We start from the raw sequence: 20,840 nt of genomic DNA on the forward strand, positions 1-20,840 counted from the left end.
AACCCTTACAATTTTGTAATATTAATGTCACTAAAATCAATTTCTTCACTATAAATCCTTTACTATAATTTCCATATACAAAGATAAGGAGCGAGTTATATGAAAAAATCATTAGTTATATTTATATTATTCGTACTGTTTTCTAGTTTTGCTATAGGGTGCGAAAGATCACCTACTATAAATAGAATGGGAACAGAACAATACTATGTACAAATAACAAACAAAGGTGAGGTACAAGGTAACCAACGTTTCTATACTTTATCTACTTATAATAAGGATGGAGTAGAAAAAACAGTTACATTTGGAAGTGTAAAACCAAAAGACACCCCCCTTAAAGAAAATGCCTTCATACGCCTTTATATCGATCAACAGGATAACAACAATACAGAAATAAATCATAAAGAAGTAAAATCCTATGAGGAAGTTCAACAAGGTGATTTACCTTCAAAAGTAAAAGAAAAATTACATATTAAATAATTAACCAATCAAAATAAAGGATACTCTCTTATACACGATGAGGTAGCACTATATCGCTATCAAACTAGCTGAATAAAATATCCCCTAAAATGAAAAAATACGCTATTCTTTCTGTAGAATCATAGGAAAGGATGGCGGTTTTGTATGTTTGTTTCTATATCTGACGAATTAAAACTGTTTGCTCAAGAAATTCAAAGTTTTTTATCCCCAAATATCTTACGAGATCTTGCTAGAGATGTTGGTTTTGTACAACGAACCAGTAAGTACAAAGCAAAGGATTTAGTCGCCTTATGTATATGGATGAGCCAAAATGTTGCTACTACTTCTTTAACTCAGTTAACTAGCTGTTTAGAAGCAACAACAGAAGTGCTCATCAGTCCTGAGGGACTGAATCAACGATTTAATCAAGCGGCCGTCCAATTTTTACAACACATATTAGCTGAACTACTAAACCAAAAATTGGCCTCATCTATACCGATTTCTTCTTCATATACTTCTGTTTTCAAGCGTATTCGTATTTTAGATTCAACTGCATTTCAACTCCCGGATGTATTTTCATCGGTTTATCCAGGTGCAGGAGGATGTAGCCATACTGCTGGGATAAAAATTCAACTTGAGTATGATTTGTTAAGTGGACAGTTCCTTCATATTCATACAGGTCCAGGTAAACAACATGATCGTACTTACGGCTCTCTGTGTGCCCCAACTGTGATGGCGAATGATTTATGTATCCGAGATTTAGGTTATTTTCATTTAAAAGACCTTCAATATATACAAGATAAAGAGGCCTACTATATCTCTCGTATCAAGTCGAATACACGTATTTATCAAAAAAATCCTAGCCCTGATTATTTTCAAGATGGAAGAATTAAGAAAGGTACAGAGTATATACAGTTAGATATGGAGATGTTACTGAACTCTCTTCAACCAGGACAAACATGTGAAATAGCTGATGCTTATGTAGGAATGATTGATAAAGTGCCAGCTCGTGTAATTGTTCATCGATTAACAAAACAACAGCAACAAAAACGATTACAAGATCAAGCTGTAAGAGAAAAAAAGAAAGGAATGAAGTATTCTACTCGTAGTAAACGACTCAGTGGTATCAATGTATATATGACAAACACCCCTACAGATATTGTCCCGATGGGACAGGTACATGACTGGTATTCTTTGCGTTGGCAAATCGAAATTTTATTTAAAACATGGAAGTCATTCTTTCAAATTCATCATTGTAAAAAGATAAAACCAGAACGATTGGAGTGCCATTTATATGGTCAGTTGATTGCCATTCTACTCTGCTCTTCTATCATGTTTCAAATGCGCCAATTGCTCCTCATGAAGAAAAAACGAGAGCTTAGTGAGTATAAAGCCATATATATGATTAAAGACTATTTTCTTCTTCTATTCCAAACTATACAAAAAAACACCCAAGAGCTATCAAAGGTGTTACTTCGCCTGTTCAATCTCCTACAGCAAAACGGGCGGAAATCTCACAGATATGAGAAAAAAACGGTCTTTGATATATTAGGTGTCGTTTACAATTGTACCCTGTCTGATAATCAAGCCGCTTAATTCAAAAAAGAGAAACCCAATAGGGTTTATTTCGTATGCAAATCTTTCAATCACCCACACTTGCCCCTTAGAAAAAAGAAACAATCTCGCCTAAAATTGACTTTGCATAAGCTTAGCTTGATAGCGATGGGGTGGTACCCCATGCCCATCAACTTAAGGAATGTAAACACCCCCAAAACAAAAAATGAGCTGACTTCTCAAAATAACTAACTGTAGAGAAAGAGAATTTTCATTTAGGGGGTACTTTTATGCTAGAAAAAAGGCTTATAAAGTTGGTAGCTCAAAAATTAAATTAGAATACTCAGTAAGTATATGCTAGACTTGGTTTACCATTTGATTTACTGTTTTCATGTCCTTTACGAGTCGGTGGTTCTTTGTTACACGGAAAAAAAGCAGACTCTCATAAAAGAGCCTGCCTTCCCTGGTTTGTAAAATTAAGAAGCTTTACGTACGTTTGAAGCTTGAGGTCCACGTTGACCTTGCTCCAAATCAAAAGTCACTGCTTGGCCTTCTTCTAAAGTTTTGTAACCTTCGCCTTGAATCGCTGAGAAATGAACGAATACATCGTCTCCACCTTCACGTTCGATGAATCCGAAGCCTTTTTCGCCATTAAACCATTTTACATTACCTTTTTCCATTTGTATTGCCTCCTAGTGTGTAAACACACACAATGTAATACTATCCTTGCTCTCAGTGATCATAAAGGTGAAAAGTTACAAATCCTTTACACCGAACAAAAATAATTCATTTTAATAATAACATTTTTTGTAATAAATGTAAAGGTGAAGAAAAGACAGCTACTATGTTTATGCAAATGTTAGAGCTAAAGAAAAACACGTTTCATAAAATAATGACGGAATATGAGGAAATAAAGTAGGATCTCTCTTATTAGAAATCCTACTTTTTCTTTGGTTGTAAGAATCTTGATGTTTTTGTATCAGAAGAGTATTGTGTATATCGAAAAAAATAAAAGACAACTCCAATTAAGAGTTGTCTTTTTGTGTAATAAAATCCCCAAAATATGAAAATATACAAACGAATATAATACGCTATGGTTGATATTATAACAAAACCGATGAGTATTGAAAATAAAAAGAATGTTGTAATGATTTTTTAAGGTTTTAGTTAAAAAATCATCGAAAATAAACCTTTTATAAAGGTTTCCTTTAAATATGATTATTTTATTTCGAGGGGTTCCTTATAAATCTTAGCTATATATTTTACAAAATCAATGACGGGATAGTATATGAGTGAACGGTGCTGCGTAAAACGAACCCCTGCTTTTTCCATTTTCGAAATGAGTTGTTCAACTTCCATCTCTTTTTGTTGTATTCTATCATAATTTTGATATACAATGTTTTTCCATTGATAGGAAGAGCCGTGAAAATAACTCTCCCCTTTTACCCTGTGACTAAATATAATTTCTATTTTTTCTCTACGTTGTTTTTCCTTCATATGCGCTTCTGTTGACTGCATGTTTATCGCCTCTTCCCTTTTTTGTTGTATAACAAAATTTGGTCTAACTCACCATACATAGCCAATGTACATTGTTCTAGTTGGGATTTGTCGTTTAAGGCTATCTCATCCACTGTATTTGGTTTTCAAGTGCTTAATCTAATATATTGGATTTACATCTAAATAAGTTGTTAATGTGTATAAAACACTATCTATCTTTATTATAAAATGATTCTTTATAAGCATGCACCTTTTTACACTCACGAAGATTTATAACATGACGAGTATCTTCATCCATGAATGTTATTCTGAATTTACTGAGGTTAGTTTCTTTATTTAGGCTAACTAACATATTGTATGCCTCAGTATCTATTTTATAAAAAAAGAAAATAGATGTAACGGTCCCCCTTTTAATAAAAAAATCCTATAAAAATATAGCGCTCTTAAAAGGTTTTGTTACAAATTTATTATGTTTGACTTAAAAAAAGGAACGTAATATTTATTTGTAGAAAATTTTAAGAGTAAAAACAGAATGACTATCTGTGATAAGAAATGGGGGGACTTTTATGCTAACAAATGATTTAGATTTCCGATTAGAACCACGTTTAAAAGAACTGTATGAACAACATAAAATAAGAGCTCAGAAGATAGACTGGGGTTATCATGAGTTTTTACCATGGGATAAGGGAATGGACTTTAAAAGAGTTCCTTGGGATGAAAGTCAAGTTACTCTTCCTTTTGGTGTAATTACAGCTATTGAAACAGCTTTATTAACAGAAGTGAATTTACCATGGTTTACCACGTATTTATCTGCAACTTTTAAAGGATCCCTTTCTGTTATTACGGACTTTATTCACACATGGACTTCAGAAGAGGATCAACATTCGAATTTATTGGAGACATATTTACTACTCACTCGAAGTGTGAACCCTAAACGTATACATGAATTAAGAAAGTCAGTCGTTGAGGGTGGATTTGAGCCTGATTTTCATACACCAATCGAAGCCATGACGTATACGACGCTACAAGAACTTGCAACGATGGTGTTTTACAATAATGTAGCTAAGGTTGCAAGTAAGCATGATCCAGATCTTGCTACATTATTACGTCGTCTTGCAAAAGATGAAACACTTCATTATGCGTTTTATCGAGACGTCATTCGAACACATTTGGAATTAGAACCTAATTATTGCTATCATATTGCCAATGTGATTAAGAATTTTAAAATGCCAGGTGCCGTCATGCCTGATTTTGAAAATAGAATGGCTGTAATTGCAAAAGAATCGAATTATGGACCACTACAATATTTTGATCAAGTACTTGATGTAGTGGTTGATTATTGGGGGTTAAAAGACTTACGACCAATTGCACCTTTAGCTGAAAAAGCAAGAATTGAGATTTTGGAATACCACACAAGATTGAAAAAAATACGGGATCGATTTGGTCGTTTTCAAGGGAAAACTAATCCACGTTAATGAGTAGAGATTTCAGAATATAAGCGGGGGAATTCCCTTTCCCTTTATGGGGAATCTGACACACTCCCTATTGTTTTGGGGGTGTTTTTTACTTAATTTAATTTTTTGTTAAAAAATGGTTGACAATAAAAATAATTTTATGATATTATAAAATATTTGTTAAAAAACTACATATGTGTTAAGGTTAAGAAGGTTACCATATATGGAGGTGGATTATATGTTTCAAATTGGCGATAACATTGTTTATCCAATGCACGGAGCAGGTATAATTGAAGCCATAGAAGAAAAAGAATTCTCAGGAAAAAAACAACAGTATTTTGTCATAAAAATGTCGATCAGTAAGATGCAAGTCATGATTCCTACGGGTAAAATAGTGAATTCGAATATACGCCCAGTTACTGATATACTTGCATTAAAGCACATTATACACATTTTTCACCATGAAGAATCCTGTAAATTACTGCCGTGGAAACAAAGGCATAAAGTGAACACGGAAAAAATAAAAACGGGTGAAATACAAGAAGGTGCTGAAGTTGTACGGGATTTAATGCGTATGAAGAAAGAAAAAGCACTCAATACAAGCGAAAAAAAATTGCTGGATGATGCATATAGATTTTTGGTCAGCGAACTAGAATTAATTAAAGGAATCACTGAAAATCAAATAAAAAGTTTCTGTTAAGGTTCATTATAAATAATGTATTATATCCTCTGAAAACATTCTAAATCTTTCGGGAATATGATGAGTATTAAAAGCAAATCATTTCAAAGACATTCAATTTCTTCAACTCACTTTTAGAGTAGGAACCTCTTTTGTTATTACTTCAATCTAATCCATTTTTATTTTTAAATTTCTTTTACGAACGTTCTAAGTTTCATTAAATAACTCGATCAAATAGTCACTTGAATTTTTGTAATCCTGATTCACACTGGCACGGACAAGGAGCCGTAAGGATGAAAGAGAGGTAGGGCTTTCATTGTTTTAGGTATATATATCTAAGTCATTATTTCTAGAAAAAAATCAATCTCATCTCTATCTTTAAGAATTTTTACATTTACTGAGACAGTGAATAGTAATTGTTTATCTTCTTTTCATAAGAGAGATACGCGAGTTGGTAACATCTAAATATATGGTCAACGATATAAATTGATGGGATTTCTAGAACTAGAACCCATTTTTACAATTTATTTAACATAATAAGATTAAATGAAACAATAAGAAGGAGTGAAGATATGAAACGCATGCCAACGCAAGAATTAAGTAACGAGTTAAAGAAGCGGAAAGGGATTACTTCTATTAAGATTGAGCCTTATGAAAAAATTGAAGTTGGTGGAATTGTTGTAGATGGACCGGCTGTTATTTTAATTAATCAAGAATACCTAAAAATTGTTGAATGAAGAAAAGGATGATCCTTTACGAAAAGGGATGATCCTTTTTGTTTGCTGCAACTTTCATTTGATGTGTTGGGATTAAAAGGAAGGAGAGGGTCGAGATTATCATGCTGGAAAGCTTAATATTGGTAGGATTTCTTTTTACGTTATATAAATTAGTTGATAAAAAAACAAACTAATTTATATAACGATATATTATTTCCTTTTTAAGGGTGAGATTTATTTGATAGTGAAATGGATAATTTAAAGGAGGAATTTAGATGAATGCAAGGAAAGAACGCATAAAATACGAAAAGATGTCAAAGAATTGTGACCGTATTTATTCAGTTTCGTTTATCCTACTAATTATACTTGTTTGTAGTAGTGTGATTATCATAGGAGCTACAGGAGGAAAATATGGAGTGTTTTTATTATTAGCAATTTTACTTAACGCACGTATTACGAAAGAATCTCAAAAAAAGTATGAGCACTATTCTAATAAAGGGCGTATTTAAAATGATACATATCCAGAAAGGAACAACCTAGATGTATATTCAAAATATCCCTTTATCACCTCCTATTAACTGGTAAAAGAAACTTTATATAAATCATTTTTTTAGCAACGTAGAAATAGAAACCGTACTCTATTAAAATGTTATTTTCGTTCCTATAATGAATTATCCTTCTAGCATATTTATAAGATTTATATCATATATTAGTAGAAAGAATGCAAGTTAGAAAGGAGTCTTATAGAATGAGTTATTCGAAAGGAAATGACTTGAGTGAACAACATATGGTAAGTACACCTAACCCCTATGTATATCAGACATTACAATCAGTAATTGGTAAGCATGTGGTTATTGAAACTGTAAGAGGCAATATAAGAGGTAAATTAAAGGATGTGAAACCAGATCATTTGCTCATTGAAGATACGGCGCCATATATTGTATTCATTCAACAAATTGTATGGATTATGCCAAAGCAATAATCAAATTTATAAAAAATTAATGTCATAGTCCACCAAGTAAAAACACAGGGTTTTATCTCTGTGTTTCTTCAAATTTCCGTTTTTGAATATATGCCTGAGCATGAATAAGTTCTTCTTGAAGCTCTTTTAATTCTTTTGTAGATTCTGATTCAATAGCCATGTAAGTAGTAACTAAACTAATCATCATATCCATCTTCTCTACTATATTTTGAATGACTTGTTCAGATTGCTCTTTTTTAGGGTGTTGTATTGCTATTAATACATTTTCTATATAATTGTTCTTTCTTTGCTGGATATCATAAATAAACTGTTTTGTGTTTGAGTTCATTTGTTATTCCTCCGTTTTGGATATACTTCTATTCTATCATATTTGAATAGAAAATATTGGATTCTCCTACATTTACACTTGTCTCGCACATCTCCTCAAATATACAAACTACTTCCTTAACATACAAGGAACTAAGCGAAATGTGTCAATTTTATGTCTAAACGTACAATTTTCTTTTATGGGTATGGTGACCCCATCGCAATCAAGCTAAAATTTCGTTCTGGGGTAATTCCGAATTCTTAAGTTGATGGCATGAGGGCGAGCCCCTAAAATACAATTCCGCTAGAAATATTTGCGCTATATTCTCTTTTATTTTATCTTTGCACCAGAACCTTACAATGATGATAGTTGATTAACCACACATTCTAAAAATTTTTCTACCTTTTCTTTTGATGTATCCGGCGCATGATAACCAATCGTAAATGTAAGTCTTCCATTATAAGAGCTTGCTCCCATTGAAAAGAATGGTGCATACATAATAGGTGATGTCATATACCCGTCCTCAGCTTGAATTTCACCAAACTCAATAGGTTTATCAGCGATCACTCCCAAATTTGTCAGTAATGGCAACGCCATCCCCATCTGTACAGCCTGTTCGTATTGCTGATTATACATTTCCTTCACTGTAGATAGCTTCATTTCTGCCAGTAGCTCCATTCCTGCTGCTGAAGAAAGACCTGGATTTTGAGACTTTATTTTATCCATTGATTGTTTAACTCGAACAAGAGTCTGATTAAATGTTTCATCGTCTTCCATTTTAATCACTGGCATTTCCATACCGGATAAGTTACAAATAGCACCAGTTGTATAGTTAGGCAGATATCGACGTAAATCAATTGTTAAACCGATCATTTTTTCTGTGGTGCGAGGTTCTGCATACACAGTGAAACGTGATAAAGCTTGGAAGTATGCAGTCATGATTGTATCATTCAAGGTAGCCTGTTGTGCTTTTGTCCATTGGGTTAAACGTAGAGTTTGCTCATGGCTCAATCGCCGTACGGACATTTTTGGGTATGTATTTTTGTTCGGTTGAGATGGAAAAGACCATAACGATGCCTGTTGTTCTTGGTTAGGACGATACGCACTTTTTACGTCTGATATTCCAGCATATTTGAACACAGGTGATTGATCACGAAAACTCTCATTCCCCTCACCAAATTCCTTTATAATTTGATCCTTAGATTGTCCCAAGGAAAGTTGCGTATAAATTGCTCCCAGCAAATTAATATATTCCTTGACTCCTGCACCATCTGAACATAGATGAGATAATTTCACAACTAACATATCTGTTGTATTGCCTCGTAATAATTTTGCTTGAACCATAGGCCCCTGAATACGATCTCCAGATTCCTTAATAAAATCTATTGCCATCATTTCAAGTTCTTGATCATTTCCTTCTGCAAAAAGACAAATAGGTGCGTTAGTACCAGATGAATGTTCCTCCCAGTAAGGAATATCATTTTCTACAAAACGGCTGTTCAAAACCGGCTGCAATTGTAACGTTATCCTTATTGATTGTTCAAGTATTTTCTTTGATATACCTACAGGAAAATAAAGAACTGCATTAATTTGTTGATCTGCAGAATAAAGACCTAATAAATAATTCATTCGATCTTGAGGTGTTACTGAATACTTTCTTTTTTCCATAATTTTGTCCCCTTTTTAAGACTTTTTTTGGCTATATCTTCGTTCTCCATATGGTTGTAACTTTTCTAGCTATTTTTCTTCAAGAGCTAATAATGCTTATTTTTCGATTTTCTCAAGAAAGCATCTTTTCCGTATTGGTTTCATTCTTTTTGCAGCTCTTTGTTGTTGGTGGTATACCCATTTTTTTATTGTTATTAACACTTCCTATCTCTTTCGAATATAAATAAACATAAGTTTATTTCGTTTGAATATATACAAACATATTATAATAATGTTTGTATATATTCAATAAAAAAACAAACGAATCATTTTTATGTCTGTTAGGAGTATCGCCACATCGCTATCAAGCTAAGTTTATGTAAAATCAATTTTAGGTGAGATTGTTTCTTTTTTCTAAAGGGCAAGTGTAGGTGATTGAAAGATTTGCATACGAAATAAACCCTAACGGGTTTCACTTTTTTGAATTAAGCGGCTTGATTATCAGAAAGGGTACAATTGTAAACGACACCTAATATATCAAAAACCGTTTTTTCTCATATCGATGAGATTTTCACCCGTTTTGCTGTAGAAGGGGTACAGCCGAGATACGTGTAAAAATAGGCCATAGCCTTACTTTTTTTCCAACTATGACCTATTGAGCTTATAGGGGTAGCACCATACATCCATCAACTTAAGAAAAATAAACACCCCAAAAACAAAAAATGAGCTGACTTCTCAAAATAACTAACTGTAGAGAAAGAAAAATTTCATTTAGTAGGTACTTCAAAACCTTAGCTTGATGGCGATGGGGTCACCATATCAAAAAAAGTAACTTGTACGTTAGATACATTTTCCAACCACTTCCTGTTCGCTAAGGAACTCGTTATTTGTTTACAGTTTTTTATTATGAAATTCTAAATAACTAATTATAATAGGTGAAAAAAACGATCAATAGTTGGGGTACGGAAAGGATTCGAATTTACATTCTTTCTCAATACATATCATGGATAAATAAAGTAAAATATGGGTTGGGGCTATGTCTCATGTTGTGTTAATCCTAACAATAACTAAGGGTACATAATATGCTTTCATACCTTTGAATAATTTAGTTGTAGAAGGGATGGAGATTTAACTGGCTCAAATTGTTGGTATTAATAGATACCTTTGTACTGGGGCTTTAATCTATATGCGTGAGGGCCTTTCCCTAAGTCTTGTCAGGAAGTAAGGAACAGTAAGCAAACACTTATACAATATGAATAAAGGAGAGGAATGCCATATGAAAATACGTAGTCAAATTACATGTGCAAGTCTGGCCCTTTTAATAGCTGGAAGTTCCCTGTTATATACAACACCAACCTCAATTGTAAAAGCAGAGCCTACTCAAAATGTATCTAGTTCGTTACAAACAAATACTCAACGAGATCGTACTTCCGTCAAGCAAGCAATGCGGGATACATTGCAATTTGGATACCCGGGGATACTTGCTAAAACTTCTGAGGGTGGAAAAACGTGGGGGTATGCCGCTGGAATAGCGGATCTGAGAACTAAGAAACCAATGAAAACAGATTTTCGCTTTCGCATTGGGAGTGTAACGAAGACGTTCACCGCAACAGTTGTACTTCAATTAGTTGGAGAGAATCGCCTGAAGCTAGACGACCACATCGAAGACTGGTTGCCTGGTGTCATTCAAGGAAATGGATATGATGGTAACAAGATTACTATCCGGGAGATATTGAACCATACAAGTGGTATCGCTGAATACTCAAGGTCAAAAGACGTTGATTTTACGGATACAAAAAAATCGTATACGGCTGAAGAGTTAGTGAAGATGGGGATTTCTCTTCCCCCAGACTTTGCTCCAGGAAAGGGCTGGTCTTATTCAAACACAGGATACGTATTACTGGGCATTCTTATTGAAAAAGTAACTGGAAACAGCTATGCGGAAGAGGTTGAAAATCGAATTATTGAACCACTTGAATTGTCGAATACATTCCTACCAGGCAACTCAAGTGTTATTCCAGGCACTAACCATGCCCGTGGATATGTCCAACCAGACGGAGCAAGTGAGCTAAAAGACGTTACTTATTATAACCCAAGTGCAGGTAGCTCTGCTGGAGATATGATTTCTACTGCTGACGACTTAAACAAATTCTTCTCTTACTTGCTCGGTGGCAAATTACTGAAAGAACAGCAACTAAAACAAATGCTTACTACAGTTCCTACAGGAAAAGAAGGAATCGATGGATATGGTCTTGGAATCTATGAAACTAAGCTTCCAAGCGGTGTCTCGATATGGGGACACACAGGTGGCATTCTAGGGTTTACTACTCTTGTTGGAGGTAAACTTGGAGGCAAGCATACGTTGGTCGTCAATTGGAATAGTTTGGGTAGAACTGACAGTCCTAATCCTTTTAAAAAAATTTTACTTGCTGAATTTAGCAAGTAGGAAAAAAGGAAAAATTTATCGTAGTTTTCATAGTTAAAAATATACTTTTCTGTTTCAAAAGCCCCAACTTATTTTCAAAAAAAATAAGTTGGGGCTTTTTTTGTTTTGGTGGCGTTTATTCTTCTTAAGTTGACGGCCATGTAAGGTGACCCCCTATTATAAATAGTATGACATTATTTTTTTCTTTTTATTTATATAATATATAATTGCATTATATAAAAATTCAGCTAAGTCTTCATTACTAAATTGATTTATGTAATTTTTAAATCTATTATCAAATTTATACGCATTTGCAATACATGTCAACATTTCAGAATCACACACAATAGATTGTTCGAGATAACTTTTCCACTCTACAATTAATTGCTGTACTTCATCGGAAGTAGGTGATTGATTAATATAGGAAGCAATTTTCCTAAACACTCTTTCCATTTTTTGTTCGAATTCATGAAATAAGTTCGCTTTTTCATTAGGAGAGAGATTTTTCAATTTCTCCTCAAATTCTTTGTATTTTTCTGTTTCCCCATAGATGAATTTCGCTTCATGAGTATATTGTTCTTGTAATGGTAAAATGGATGAATTATTAAAAATATTTAAGTTGTAAATATCCTTTCCTGATACATACTCATCCACCGCAGTAATAACTGCTTCTAAACGTTGTTTTTTTAACAATAAAGTTTGGTTATGCTTCTTTAACAATTGTTGCTGTTCTTCTCTCGTAAGCTTCAATACATCCGCAATTTCCTTTAGAGAAAATTCCATTTCCTTAAAAAATAGAATCGTTTGAAGCTGTGCTAAACTGTTCCTATCATAGAGTCGATAACCATTATCTGTTAAGTAAATTGGCTTTAATAGATTTATTTTATCATAATATTGTAAGGTTCTTTTGGTTATGCCTGTAATTTGGACAATATCTTTAACCGTTAATAATTGTTTCTTCATCCCAAAATCCTTTTATTTCATCTAGTATTAAATTGGCAGGAATTATTGTGGCTTCAAAGATGTTTTTTCCTGTTTTCTCTAAATAGTATTTGATTAAATAGTATCCACAGGCATAACCAGCAGCATAAGGCATATTGACTGGTATATAGTTTTGAAGTTTTGCTAATTCATCACCATAAAGATACGGTGCAATTTTATCAAATCCTGTTAATTGTAATTGTTCCTTGAGCACGGGTTTAATACGTCTATTAAGCATTTCCATAGTTGTTTTCGATACCCAAGGACCGAGTAGATCTTCCCCAAAAATAGAAGTAGCAAAGTTTTCTGCTAAACCCTCACTAACAATTAATTCACCTAAAGTAACCGTATGGTCCCACTGAATAAATTGATATCGAACATTATGATTACATTCATGTGCTAAAGCAGCCTTCATTCGAGGTATTGTGTATTCATTTGGCACAAATGTACACAAAATATAGCCAGGGATACCTCCATCACCACTATATCCTTCATTTAACATTAATGAAGGGCTATTTGGATCCCCTAATAGAATCGTGAATAAGTAATCAGATACACGAAGGTTCACATCATGCTCTCTAAATAAATGAAGGCTTTTCCTAACAGCTTCTTTACACTCAGACCAAAAAGAATCAGACGAAATCAATTCTAATTCTGGTGTAATCTCATTTGTAATCTGATTAGGAGAAATGCTCATTATATTATTCAATGTAATAACATCAAAGCCATTTTGCTCCTCAGCTTTAAAAGGAACATATTGAATTTCCCATTTCCCCATAAACGGAGCCAACATTTCTTGTCTGTATAATTCAACCTTTTCCTCTTTTGGAGCTTGTAAAATTTTTCGATATATTTTATCGGACCGTAATGATTTTATATTCATTTCTTTCACTCCTTATTTAATATAGTTAAAATTATGCACTATGACGTTACGTTATAGTCAAGTGGGTTAACTAAAAATATAGCAAGAGAATGGAATTATATGTTTTTTGAAATATATTAATAGGACACTTTCATTTGTAATTACCTTAGCTTAGTTTGGATGTTGAACGTATTTGAAAATGTCTCCAAAGCCGAATTTTAAACAACCTTATTGGGGCCCACCACACATCCATTAAGCTATGCTATTGAAATACCCCCTTGCTATCAAGTTAAAAAATCTGTTGTTCTCCAAAACGATAAAAATAAACTTTGGTTCTATAAAAACACAAAATTTTCATTTAGGGGGTACTTAAAAATGTTAGCTTGATAGCCATGTGGCGCTACCCCACTAACACCATATTAGGTCTAGAAGGAGCACCTACACTGGGAAGTGTAAATCAAATTCCAAAACTATAAATACTGGATTTATACTAAAAAACAAGCATTTTGAAAAAACTCATCAAAATGCTTGTTTAAATTTTTACAATGATGTAAATAAAGCTTCCCGGATTATTCTTCCCCATGTTTATTTATTATACTTTTGAAGAAAGGCTTTTACTTTTTCATAAGCAAACTGAGTACTCAAGCTATCTGGTGCTCCATCAAAAACATGGTCAGCTCTTGGAAGAAGATAAAGTTCATGAGAAACGTTATTTTCTTTTAGTTTTTTATCCAAAATTTCAGCCTGTTCTTCTGGTACAATTCGGTCACTTGTTCCTAAAAGTGTAATAGTTGGAGGTGTTTTTTCCTGAATGTAACTGATCGGAGAAAGTATTTTATAACGATCAGGGAATTGTGAAGGTGTACCCCCAATATATTTTTTCATTACATCTTGCATATAATCAGGACTTGGACTATTCTTATAAATTCCCTCCATATCAGACAGACCGTATATATTAATCACAGAGTTAATAGTTACTGACGGTACATTTGTTGAAGGAGGTAACTTTGTATCTCCCATACTATAGGCGGCTAGCATAGCTAGATTTCCACCTGCTGACTGTCCCATTACGTTTATTTTTTCAGGATCAATATTGTAAGCATCCGCATGTTCTGCTACCCATCCTATTGCTGATTTTACATCAGCTACTTCATCTTTCCATCCTGCATGAGGTGGCATACGATATTGTATAGAAAACACAGTATATCCTAATTCACTTAACCATTGACTCCAGTGAGGGGCCATTTCTTTATCACCCTCAACCCATCCACCTCCATGCACTTTTACAATAGCGGGATGTAGTGATTGTTTTGAGTCTCCATGGGCTCGCCATACATCAAGCTTTAATTCCACGCCATCAGGTGTTGTTTCGTATACGACGTCCTGTGTGAATTTTGATGTGATTTCTGTCTTACCAAAAAAATGAGAACTAAGTGAAACGGAAACATTCTCGTTTTTTGCATAGTTTAACATTTTAATGATTGGCTCGACAGTTAGAAAACTTAATAATAAAACTAAAGGGATCAAAATTGCACGAGCTAGTAAAGCTTTCCTCCAGACAGCTAATACTAATAAAATGATTATCACAACAGTTATACCTAATAGCAACGTAGGTATTATCAATGCACCCGCTCCGAGGGCACTCATTATATTAGGAAAACCGCCTGGATTCCAAATATAGTATGTCATAATGCTGATAATAGGAAATACAATTACTGCAAGGATTGTCAGTAACCATTGAATAAAACCTCTAGGCCGCCATGAGGTTGGTTGTTCTTGATGTTTTTTTTTCACTTTTCTAACTCCTTTCAAACAAATAAAATACCTTTTTAATAAAAATACCTCAAAAAATAATTTAACTCTAATTTAATGATGAACTAAGTACATAGTCGTTATGTGAACCATTTATTCTCCTATTTCTGCATTCAACCATTATATATTTCACTAGCATTCACTTACTCTTGCAACGACCTGCTACCCTGAAGAAGAAATTATAGCATACGAAACCAGATATGATAATCTGCTTAGTAAAGGGTATGAAGAAAATATCCAAACTAAAGGGAAATATGCCAAGGAATCCAAAAAGACTCTTCTGAACAGATTAACGAAGTATAATCGAATCATTTGCTATTCTTAAGGGATTTCAAGATAGCATATAACAATAATCTTTCCGAGCGAGATTTACGAAAATGCAAGCTGAAACAGAAGGTATCGGGTTGCTTTAGAAAACAAAGCGGAAATGAATTATATTGCACGGTTATGAGCTTTGTTGAGACTTGTAAAAGGAAACAACTCTCTATTCTAGAATCAATAGAAAAGGCATTTACAGGTAGACCAGTCCAACTATAGACTGGTCTATTTATAGTTTTTATTTAATCATTAAGGCTGAATAGTAACAGTCAATCTAAAAATCCAAATGAAGGTAAGGGTAAATTTTTGACAAAGCTTCGCTAAAACGCTAAAATAACGTTTCATGTAAAAATTTAAGATGAAATGATGGATGAATATTTGGTTGAATGAAATGATATTAATATAAATTAGGAGGAATCGTATGATACATAATAGAGTGATAGCAGTATTATTTAGAATTGGTAGCCTTATTTTTGCATTATATGGTCTATTATCACGTATGGGCATCCAATCGGGCGAAATGAATTTTAAGATATTTATGTACTATACTATCCAAAGTAATTTTTTAGCACTGATCTTGTTTAGTATACTTACTATACGTACAGTTAAGGGATTGATAAATGATGGGAAGACGGGAAGTGCTGGCTATTTTCCACGCTTTGAAATGATATGTGTAATTGATTTACTTTTAACACTTATCGTTTATTGGGTGTTGCTTGCTCCTACTACCTTTACAATGGGTGGAAGTTTTTATCTTTGGAAATTTGATAATCTTGCAGTACATTTGATTACACCTATTCTTTGCCTTGTGGATTATTTTCTATTTACAGAATCTAATCATTTAAAATACCGAGATGTATATTATGTTTTGATATACCCGCTCTCATATGTGGCATTTGCTACTATCGCAGGTCTAATGGGATATGTGTACAATATATCGCCAATTGATGGGAAGCCAGTACATTATGCTTACTTTTTCTTTGACTATGACAGAATAGGAGCAAAATCCCTTGTCTACATCGGTGGCCTTATAGTATTTTTCTTGGTACTTAGCCATATTATGTATTTGTTTGACAAGAAAGTTTATAAACCTTTAGTTGTAAGCAAATAATGTTATCCATTGCAATGATCTTTTGGTTGGTTATTATGTTTTTGTAGTGATTACATCATAACTATAAAAAAGGGTCATTGCTTTTTTATTGGGTTCTTTCACATCTAGTATGGGTGAACTTAAATCCGACTTTGCCTGACGCTACCCCATGCCCATCAAGCCAAGATTTTGAGGTACTCCAAAAACAGAATTTCTTCTCTCTATATTTATCTATGAGAATTAAGTTCATTTTTTTGCTTTAGGGAACAATCAATTTATTAACTTGATAGCGATGGGCTGCCGCCAGCATTCCGAAAAAATCACGCTAAGCAAAAAATATAATAAGCTGTCGATATAGACAGCCCTTTACATAATTATCGTTATTGGAATCAAAATAAGCTTACACATCCAAACTATTGATAATAGCTAATATTTGATGATCTGTCCATTTGCCATTAATCCTTATATTTTCTTTCGCTATACCTTCTTTTTTAAACCCTACTTTTTCTAATACACGAATAGATGCTATATTATCAAGCATCGCTCCTGCTTCAATTCTATGTAGCTTTAATTCCCTAAAAGCAAAATCTACAACAAGTTGAAGAGCCTCTGTTGTATAGCCCTTTGCATTATGCTCCTTATCTAAAGTAAATCCCGTATAACAGCTTTGGGGGTCTCCCCTAACAATTTGAGTTAATGAAATGTCTCCAATCAGTTTATCATTTTCTCTTAAAAAGATTCCGAAAGGGTATACTTGCCCTTCAGCTGTCTTTTTTAGAGCTTGTTCAAGACGTATTTTTTGATGTTCTTCTGTATAAAAAACTTCTGGGAGCAACGGGCAAACTTGTTGAAAAAATTCGCGATTTCTAATATGTAAGTTAGCTAACTCGTTAGCATCAGCAGTTTTATAAAGCCGAATATAAATGTGCTTCCCTACTAGTTTCATAACATCCCTCCAACATTTTTATATGTCTAATGAGGAAAAAATATACCGTATACTATATACAGTTGGATATTATCAGGAATCATTTTGCACGAAAGAAAAGACACTCCATATGAGTGTCTTTTCCAATAGTTTTTAGCAGAAGCAAGAAGCTCCAACGATGATTAATAAAATGAATAACACAACTAATAAAGCAAAGCCTCCCGAGAAGCCACAACCGCCACAACTACCACCATAACCCATAATAGTTCCTCCTTTAGATAAGAGGGGAAAACTAAGGTTCACTCATGTATTTTAATGGATTCGTTTCATCTTATGTTTTTTCGTATTGATTGAGCAGGTCCTTTCGAAAACTATTCACATATTAACTATATTTTTAAAAATGAATAATTCAACTATAACAATAAATAGATAAATTAATATAATGTATTAATTCTAAAAGAAGGGAGGAATAGCCATGCAATTAGTTTGTTTTAAAATAGTAAGTGGTCAGTATTTCTTGTTTGTAGAAGGTATTCAAATTCCTGTACCAATTCCAGCAGTTGCTGCAGCTTTATTAATTGGTTTAGGAGTAATTCCACTTTGTTCTTAATGTAAGGAATTCGGATCATTCCTATCTTTCCATTGGAAAAGCCTCAAGTATATGAATACTTGAGGCTTTTCTTATAATTGAGAAAGACACTTTAACGTGGCTGAAGATCTCCTGATTTAACTAATGCGGCCGTTACATCATCACCGAAAGTATTGAAACAGAATACTTTCTCGTCTATCTTATCCATTACTGTAGCTTCACCTATCTTGCCACCTTGAAGTTTAATAAAATAGTTATGTTCTTCTAAAATTTTACTAAAATCTCTATTTGCCCATCTTTCAGTAATTTCTAATAGCTCTTCTTTATTCTTGAAATTGTTTCCGTTTAGAATGTTTCTTACTTTCTCTGCATTCTTTTTGGACATAGGGGTTGCTCCCTTTCCTTCACACGCTTTTACTTTTTGATGAGTCATGCTATGCATAGCTGAAATCACTTCTTCTTCAGTAGAAGTTACTGTAATGTGAAGTTGTGCATTTGAGCCTTTCACTTCTGCTTCATTCGATAGTGTGTCTTCTTTATTAACCTCTGCAAAAACATGGTCCTCACTCCCAAGCGGGACTTCAGCAAACTGTAACATTCCATAAGTCATACCAGTTGCAAGTACTACTCCCCCTATAATAGATGCTAGCCAATACGTTAGCTTCTTGTCCATCTTCATTTCCCCTGTCTTCGTTTAAATATATTAACTAAAGAATACCATATTTAATTCCTTTTTATTGAAGAGGCTCTAATTTTTACTATAAAAAACGCGCAAATCGTTTAATGCAAATATAATAACTTTATAATCATCGCTATGCCTATTCTCATAACAGGATCTATATACGATGTCACTAAATCATCTGGTGAACTATTAGTTATTAGTACGGCTTTGCATCCTTATTCTCAAAAAGGATAATTATTGTACATACCAATTCTTATGTATGAAGACACCCAAAACAAGTGTTACGAAAAAAATATAAAAAAGACATCTTTTCTAGGGAAAGATGTCTTTTTTATATAAACCTTAATGTTCGTTCTGTAAAACCCTCGCTGCCTTTACTCCTTCTTTCTCTTCTTTTAAGAATAACGACACGATAAATGCAACAATAATAAAGATTAACCCAAGTGCAAATGCACCTTGGAACCCTGAAGTTAAACCGTTTAACTTCTCTACTGGATCCAGTGGATTTGCGGAGCTTTCCATATACTTAGTTGTTCCTGAAGACATTTTCGAAATAAAGATAGCTGTACCAATTGCACCAGCTACTTGTTGCAACGTACTAAATAGTGCTGTTCCGTGCGGATATAAATCTGGTGTTAATTGATTTAAACCGTATGTTTGTGCTGTCATGACAAACATGAGTCCAACCATTAATACGCTATGCATGACAATAATTTGTACCATTGATGTATCAGGAGTAATGCCTTTAAATAAGAACATTGCAATTCCTACTAAGACAATGCCGGGAACGATAATAACTTTCGGACTAAATTTATCAAATAGTTTACCTGCGATTGGTCCCATTATGGCGCTAATAACACTTCCCGGAAGCATGATAATTCCTGATTTAAAAGCTGTAACGAGTAAAACGGTTTGCAGGAACATCGGTAATAAAGTCATCGTTGAAAATAACGACATCATCACAATGACAATTAATCCAACTGATAATGTAAACATCGGAACTTTAAATGCTCGTAATTCTAAAATTGGATTCTCAATTTTCAATTGTCGAACGGCAAAAATACATAATGAGATAAGCCCAACAATTAAAGTGCCATACACTTTTGCATCGGACCATCCTAAATCACCCGATGCACTAAAGCTATACACAAGCCCGCCAAATCCTAATGTCGATAAAAGGATAGATGGGTAATCTACTTTTGGCCTTGTTAACTCTGAAACATTTTGAATGTACTTCATCCCAATCATAATGGAAATGATCACGATAGGAATAACAATATAGAATAACCAGCGCCAATTTAATGAATCCACAATTACTCCAGATAATGTAGGGCCAATTGCCGGAGCTGCCATCATCACGAGTGCGATTAACCCCATTGTCGCACCACGTTTTTCAGGTGGACAGATGATTAAAATCGTATTCATTAATAACGGTGTAATTAACCCCGTCGCTACAGCTTGGACGATACGGCCAATTAATAAAACGGAAAATGTCGGTGCAAATCCCGCAATTAATGTACCAGCTAAAAACGTTACCATAGCGATCAAAAACATTTGTCTCGTTGTGAGCCATTGCTGAAGTAACGCTGTAATTGGAACTAAAACCCCAACTACTAACATGTATGCTGTAGAAAGCCATTGAATCGTTGAAGCTGTTACGTCAAATTCTTTCATTAATACCGTTAACGCATTACCAAGTAATGTTTCATTTAATAATGCAACCATTGCTCCTAAAAGTAACGCAATTAAAATGGGGGTATGTTTCAAATTAGAAGTATCAACTTTGCCACTTGCAGGGCTCTTAGTTGTCATATTCATTTACAGATTCTCCTCCTGTTTCTTACTTAAAAAACTTTAAATATAC

General features: G+C 33.8%; 22 protein-coding genes and 1 pseudogene. 12 read left to right on the plus strand and 11 right to left on the minus strand.

All coding sequences use genetic code 11. From position 1 onward, the window contains the following. The first annotated feature begins 99 nt into the window (after positions 1-99). Both ACTFSL_RS17290 and ACTFSL_RS17295 read left to right on the plus strand, forming a co-directional pair. The gene (locus ACTFSL_RS17290) at positions 100-477 is read left to right on the plus strand and encodes a YxeA family protein (RefSeq protein WP_336577443.1); all 378 of its coding nucleotides are present in this window, start codon (positions 100-102) and stop codon (positions 475-477) included. A gap of 144 nt (positions 478-621) precedes the next feature. Beyond that, positions 622-2,052, plus strand: coding sequence for an IS4 family transposase (locus tag ACTFSL_RS17295; RefSeq protein WP_336577444.1), 1,431 nt, complete (start codon positions 622-624; stop codon positions 2,050-2,052). A gap of 434 nt (positions 2,053-2,486) precedes the next feature. On the opposite strand, the gene ACTFSL_RS17300 is transcribed toward ACTFSL_RS17295, so the two are convergent. Continuing rightward, on the minus strand, positions 2,487-2,690 hold the full coding sequence (locus tag ACTFSL_RS17300) for a cold-shock protein (RefSeq protein ID WP_000410775.1): 204 nt from the start codon (positions 2,688-2,690) through the stop codon (positions 2,487-2,489). 131 nt (positions 2,691-2,821) lie between these two features. Between ACTFSL_RS17300 and ACTFSL_RS17305 the strand changes: the two are divergent. Further along, positions 2,822-2,929: pseudogene (locus ACTFSL_RS17305) on the plus strand (integrase); the annotation flags it as partial. Between the two features lie 299 nt (positions 2,930-3,228). Here the strand turns inward: ACTFSL_RS17305 and ACTFSL_RS17310 are convergent. Continuing rightward, on the minus strand, positions 3,229-3,528 hold the full coding sequence (locus ACTFSL_RS17310) for a hypothetical protein (RefSeq protein ID WP_059304069.1): 300 nt from the start codon (positions 3,526-3,528) through the stop codon (positions 3,229-3,231). 545 nt (positions 3,529-4,073) lie between these two features. Here ACTFSL_RS17310 and ACTFSL_RS17315 point away from each other — a divergent pair. From ACTFSL_RS17315 to ACTFSL_RS17335, 5 genes are all read left to right on the plus strand, one after another. Continuing rightward, on the plus strand, positions 4,074-4,982 hold the full coding sequence (locus ACTFSL_RS17315) for an acyl-ACP desaturase (protein ID WP_000957097.1): 909 nt from the start codon (positions 4,074-4,076) through the stop codon (positions 4,980-4,982). A 217-nt stretch (positions 4,983-5,199) separates the two neighbouring features. Then, positions 5,200-5,661 (plus strand): CarD family transcriptional regulator, encoded by a 462-nt coding sequence (locus ACTFSL_RS17320; protein ID WP_000486304.1) that lies wholly within the window; start codon positions 5,200-5,202, stop codon positions 5,659-5,661. 551 nt (positions 5,662-6,212) lie between these two features. Then, positions 6,213-6,377: a BC1881 family protein gene (locus ACTFSL_RS17325; protein WP_000827566.1), complete on the plus strand. Its 165-nt coding sequence runs from the start codon at positions 6,213-6,215 to the stop codon at positions 6,375-6,377. A gap of 254 nt (positions 6,378-6,631) precedes the next feature. Next, positions 6,632-6,865 carry a hypothetical protein gene (locus ACTFSL_RS17330; RefSeq protein WP_059304071.1) on the plus strand — a complete coding sequence of 78 codons (234 nt, stop codon included), beginning with the start codon at positions 6,632-6,634 and terminating at the stop codon, positions 6,863-6,865. A gap of 239 nt (positions 6,866-7,104) precedes the next feature. Next, positions 7,105-7,338, plus strand: a complete 234-nt coding sequence (locus ACTFSL_RS17335; protein ID WP_059304072.1) for a YuzF family protein — start codon at positions 7,105-7,107, stop codon at positions 7,336-7,338. Between the two features lie 52 nt (positions 7,339-7,390). On the opposite strand, the gene ACTFSL_RS17340 is transcribed toward ACTFSL_RS17335, so the two are convergent. Further along, a complete protein-coding gene (locus ACTFSL_RS17340) occupies positions 7,391-7,666 on the minus strand; it encodes a hypothetical protein (RefSeq protein ID WP_059304073.1) in 276 nt (91 codons plus the stop codon). A 333-nt stretch (positions 7,667-7,999) separates the two neighbouring features. Continuing rightward, on the minus strand, positions 8,000-9,313 hold the full coding sequence (locus ACTFSL_RS17345) for a condensation domain-containing protein (RefSeq protein ID WP_440042118.1): 1,314 nt from the start codon (positions 9,311-9,313) through the stop codon (positions 8,000-8,002). Between the two features lie 1,255 nt (positions 9,314-10,568). Here ACTFSL_RS17345 and ACTFSL_RS17350 point away from each other — a divergent pair. Beyond that, a complete protein-coding gene (locus ACTFSL_RS17350; protein WP_088351392.1) occupies positions 10,569-11,738 on the plus strand; it encodes a serine hydrolase domain-containing protein in 1,170 nt (389 codons plus the stop codon). Between the two features lie 156 nt (positions 11,739-11,894). Here the strand turns inward: ACTFSL_RS17350 and ACTFSL_RS17355 are convergent, their stop codons facing one another. From ACTFSL_RS17355 to ACTFSL_RS17365, 3 genes are all read right to left on the minus strand, one after another. Beyond that, positions 11,895-12,680, minus strand: a complete 786-nt coding sequence (locus tag ACTFSL_RS17355; RefSeq protein WP_440042119.1) for a MerR family transcriptional regulator — start codon at positions 12,678-12,680, stop codon at positions 11,895-11,897. Continuing rightward, positions 12,655-13,581 (minus strand): DUF2268 domain-containing protein, encoded by a 927-nt coding sequence (locus ACTFSL_RS17360; RefSeq protein WP_061667712.1) that lies wholly within the window; start codon positions 13,579-13,581, stop codon positions 12,655-12,657. Before ACTFSL_RS17360 ends, ACTFSL_RS17355 begins: the two co-directional genes overlap by 26 nt. A 564-nt stretch (positions 13,582-14,145) precedes the next feature. Beyond that, positions 14,146-15,372 carry an alpha/beta hydrolase fold domain-containing protein gene (locus ACTFSL_RS17365; RefSeq protein WP_440042120.1) on the minus strand — a complete coding sequence of 409 codons (1,227 nt, stop codon included), beginning with the start codon at positions 15,370-15,372 and terminating at the stop codon, positions 14,146-14,148. A gap of 312 nt (positions 15,373-15,684) precedes the next feature. Here ACTFSL_RS17365 and ACTFSL_RS17370 point away from each other — a divergent pair, with 312 nt between their 5' ends. Together ACTFSL_RS17370 and ACTFSL_RS17375 are read left to right on the plus strand one after the other, a co-directional pair. Then, positions 15,685-15,909, plus strand: a complete 225-nt coding sequence (locus ACTFSL_RS17370) for an IS66 family transposase (RefSeq protein ID WP_142330421.1) — start codon at positions 15,685-15,687, stop codon at positions 15,907-15,909. A gap of 202 nt (positions 15,910-16,111) precedes the next feature. Further along, complete coding sequence (locus ACTFSL_RS17375) at positions 16,112-16,801, plus strand: Pr6Pr family membrane protein (RefSeq protein ID WP_063546627.1); 690 nt, start codon at positions 16,112-16,114, stop codon at positions 16,799-16,801. 379 nt (positions 16,802-17,180) lie between these two features. Here the strand turns inward: ACTFSL_RS17375 and ACTFSL_RS17380 are convergent, their stop codons facing one another. Beyond that, positions 17,181-17,726 carry a GNAT family N-acetyltransferase gene (locus ACTFSL_RS17380; protein WP_098033318.1) on the minus strand — a complete coding sequence of 182 codons (546 nt, stop codon included), beginning with the start codon at positions 17,724-17,726 and terminating at the stop codon, positions 17,181-17,183. 132 nt (positions 17,727-17,858) lie between these two features. Then, on the minus strand, positions 17,859-17,966 hold the full coding sequence (locus ACTFSL_RS17385; protein WP_000540375.1) for a YjcZ family sporulation protein: 108 nt from the start codon (positions 17,964-17,966) through the stop codon (positions 17,859-17,861). Positions 17,967-18,180: 214 nt separating this feature from the next. On the opposite strand from ACTFSL_RS17385, the gene ACTFSL_RS17390 reads away from it, so the two are divergent. Continuing rightward, the gene (locus tag ACTFSL_RS17390) at positions 18,181-18,315 is read left to right on the plus strand and encodes a hypothetical protein (RefSeq protein WP_001177693.1); all 135 of its coding nucleotides are present in this window, start codon (positions 18,181-18,183) and stop codon (positions 18,313-18,315) included. Between the two features lie 91 nt (positions 18,316-18,406). Here ACTFSL_RS17390 and ACTFSL_RS17395 read toward each other — a convergent pair whose 3' ends face one another. Both ACTFSL_RS17395 and ACTFSL_RS17400 read right to left on the minus strand, forming a co-directional pair. Then, on the minus strand, positions 18,407-18,967 hold the full coding sequence (locus ACTFSL_RS17395; RefSeq protein ID WP_098033319.1) for a PRK06770 family protein: 561 nt from the start codon (positions 18,965-18,967) through the stop codon (positions 18,407-18,409). Positions 18,968-19,318: 351 nt separating this feature from the next. Next, positions 19,319-20,794: an MDR family MFS transporter gene (locus ACTFSL_RS17400; protein ID WP_394230920.1), complete on the minus strand. Its 1,476-nt coding sequence runs from the start codon at positions 20,792-20,794 to the stop codon at positions 19,319-19,321. Positions 20,795-20,840 lie beyond the last annotated feature (46 nt).

This window comes from Bacillus cereus group sp. MYBK108-1, from assembly GCF_051917185.1.
GTDB lineage: Bacteria > Bacillota > Bacilli > Bacillales > Bacillaceae_G > Bacillus_A > Bacillus_A cereus.